This is a genomic window from Kitasatospora sp. NPDC056184, from assembly GCF_042268405.1.
In the GTDB taxonomy this organism is placed as follows: domain Bacteria; phylum Actinomycetota; class Actinomycetes; order Streptomycetales; family Streptomycetaceae; genus Kitasatospora.
Map to the genome: position 1 here is coordinate 1 of NZ_JBHJUI010000016.1, position 2,070 is coordinate 2,070.

Genomic DNA, 2,070 nt, shown 5'->3' on the forward strand with positions numbered 1-2,070 from the left:
GTTCACGCGGCGGCGTCCAGCTCGAACCAGGTGACCTTGCCGGTCTTGGTGGGGGTGGCGCCGAAGCGGTGGGTGAGGGCGTGGACGAGGTGGAGCCCGCGCCCGGAGATGGCGAAGGGATCGGCGCTCACGCGGGACTCGGGCAGGTCGGGGCAGTCGTCACAGACCGCGACGCGCAGGGTGGTCGGGAGGAGGGAGACCAGGACGGCGGGGGCGGGGGAGAGGCCGTGCTGCCAGGCGTTGACGAAGAGTTCCTGGAAGGCGAGTTCGGCGTCGGCGATGGTCTCCGGCGGCCAGCCGGCGGAGAGGAGGAGGGAACGGAGTTCGGCACGGACGGCGGTGCAGTCGGGCGGGTTGAGGGCACGCATGGCAAACCTCCATGGGAAGAGGCAGGAGGGGGGAGGGCGTCACCGTGAACGAGGCCAGCCCGGACCTGGCTGCTCTGCGGTGGGAAATTGGGCAGCATGCGCCTACTGCCCGTGAGTTCAGGCGTTACTGACGACCAGTCGGATCGTTGTGAGATAGACCATAGCCCATGTCGCCTCTATTTATAGGTCAAGGGGAGAAGGTTCCCCCTACCGTGTAGTCCACTCGCAGTTGGACCAGCTTGCCGCCCGCGCGGCACACTGATTCAGCCCCGTCAGAGAGGACGTCATGGCTCTTCGCTCCAACCCGACCCTCCGTCAACGGCGCCTCGGAAGCGAGCTGCGGCGGATGCGAGAGCAGGCAGGCCTCGGTGGCAGTGAGCTCGCCCGGAAGCTCGGGATCAGCCCGGCCCAGATGACGCAGATGGAGATGGCGAAGATCGGCGTCAGCCCCGAGCGGCTGCGCATGGTCGCCTCGGCGTGCGGGTGTGCCAATGAGCCGCTGATCGATGCGCTCGCGGCGATGGCTTCGGAGCGACGAAAAGGGTGGTGGGAGGACTACCGAGGCGCCCTCACGATCGACTTCCTCGAAGTAGCCGAGCTTGAGGCCCACGCCAGGAGGCTGACCTTCTGCACCACCGCATACATGCCGGGCCTGCTCCAGACCCGAGCCTATGCGGCTGCAGTCTTCGCCCGACTTTTTCCACCGCTATCGGCGAAGGAGGTCGAGGCTCGGACCGCCTTCCGGCTACGGCGGCAGGAGATTGTCCGCTCCGGCTCCACGCCCTTGCGAACCTTCATCCACGAGGCCGCACTCCGGATGCAGTTCGGTGGTCCTGCGGTGCTCGTCGAGCAACTGAGGGCTCTGATTGACGACTCCGAACATCCGGGAATCTCCGTGCGAGTGGTGCCGTTCGCCCTCGACACCTTTCCGGGCTCCGGTGAGAACCTGACCTTCGCCGAAGGACCGGTCCCCGAACTCGACACCATCGAGATGGACGTGTCTCAGGGCGCTCTCTTCTTCGACTCGCAAGCCGACCTGGCCAAGCATCGAGTCATCTTCTCGCGTCTCGACTCGACTGCTCTCGGCGAAGCCGAATCGCGCGAGTTCATCCGATCCGTCATGAAGGAAGTGAAGTCCGGGAATGTCTAGCTCGGAGTGGCAGAAGTCCAGCTATAGCGCCTCGAACAACGAGTGCATCGAGGTCCGTCCAGGCACCGAGGCGGTCGAACTCCGCGAATCCGATGCGCCTGGCGCGATCCTCAGGGCCGCTCCCGCAGCCTTCGCCGGCCTCATCCGTGCCGTCAAGGCTGGCGAACTCGACCACTACGTCTGACCCCGGTTGCCCCCTCGCTCGGCCCGAGCGAGGGGCAACCTGTCTCACCACCCGCCGTTCCTCCTGGTGAGGTCGGAGACTTGGTGGACTGGGAGGTCGACGAGGCCGACTTCCTGCTCCGGGGCCACCGAAACCGCGCCGTGCCACCACGGGGAGGGAGGTCGGACCGGCCGACTTCCCGCTCCGGGTGGTCATCGAGGTATGCGTTGGCGGCCGGGGGCTTGTGGTTGTGGGGGTTGGTCTTTCGGGGTTGAAGTGGCCGACGAACTCGGTCGCCACGCCTTACCGGGCGGCTCCCTCGCTCACGTCGAGCGAGGGGTCCCCCCCCGAAAGCAAAAAAAGATGGGGACGAAAAAACCCCCACAAAA

General features: G+C 66.2%; 3 protein-coding genes. 2 read left to right on the plus strand and 1 reads right to left on the minus strand.

Features of this window, described 5'->3' with window-relative positions:
• Positions 1-2 precede the first annotated feature (2 nt).
• Positions 3-368: an ATP-binding protein gene (locus ACFC0B_RS27635; RefSeq protein WP_376091306.1), complete on the minus strand. Its 366-nt coding sequence runs from the start codon at positions 366-368 to the stop codon at positions 3-5.
• Positions 369-654: 286 nt separating this feature from the next.
• Between ACFC0B_RS27635 and ACFC0B_RS27640 the strand changes: the two genes are divergently transcribed.
• The gene (locus ACFC0B_RS27640; protein ID WP_376091309.1) at positions 655-1,518 is read left to right on the plus strand and encodes a helix-turn-helix domain-containing protein; all 864 of its coding nucleotides are present in this window, start codon (positions 655-657) and stop codon (positions 1,516-1,518) included.
• Complete coding sequence (locus tag ACFC0B_RS27645) at positions 1,511-1,702, plus strand: DUF397 domain-containing protein (protein WP_376091312.1); 192 nt, start codon at positions 1,511-1,513, stop codon at positions 1,700-1,702. The genes ACFC0B_RS27640 and ACFC0B_RS27645 overlap by 8 nt, the downstream gene beginning before the upstream one ends.
• Positions 1,703-2,070: the final 368 nt, after the last annotated feature.

What these genes read in the sequence shown, in the direction of transcription:
- ACFC0B_RS27635 (WP_376091306.1), bottom strand. Translation starts at nt 368, where the DNA reads ATGCGTGCCCTCAACCCGCCCGACTGCACCGCCGTCCGTGCCGAACTC.
- ACFC0B_RS27640 (WP_376091309.1), top strand. Translation starts at nt 655, where the DNA reads ATGGCTCTTCGCTCCAACCCGACCCTCCGTCAACGGCGCCTCGGAAGC.
- ACFC0B_RS27645 (WP_376091312.1), top strand. Translation starts at nt 1,511, where the DNA reads ATGTCTAGCTCGGAGTGGCAGAAGTCCAGCTATAGCGCCTCGAACAAC.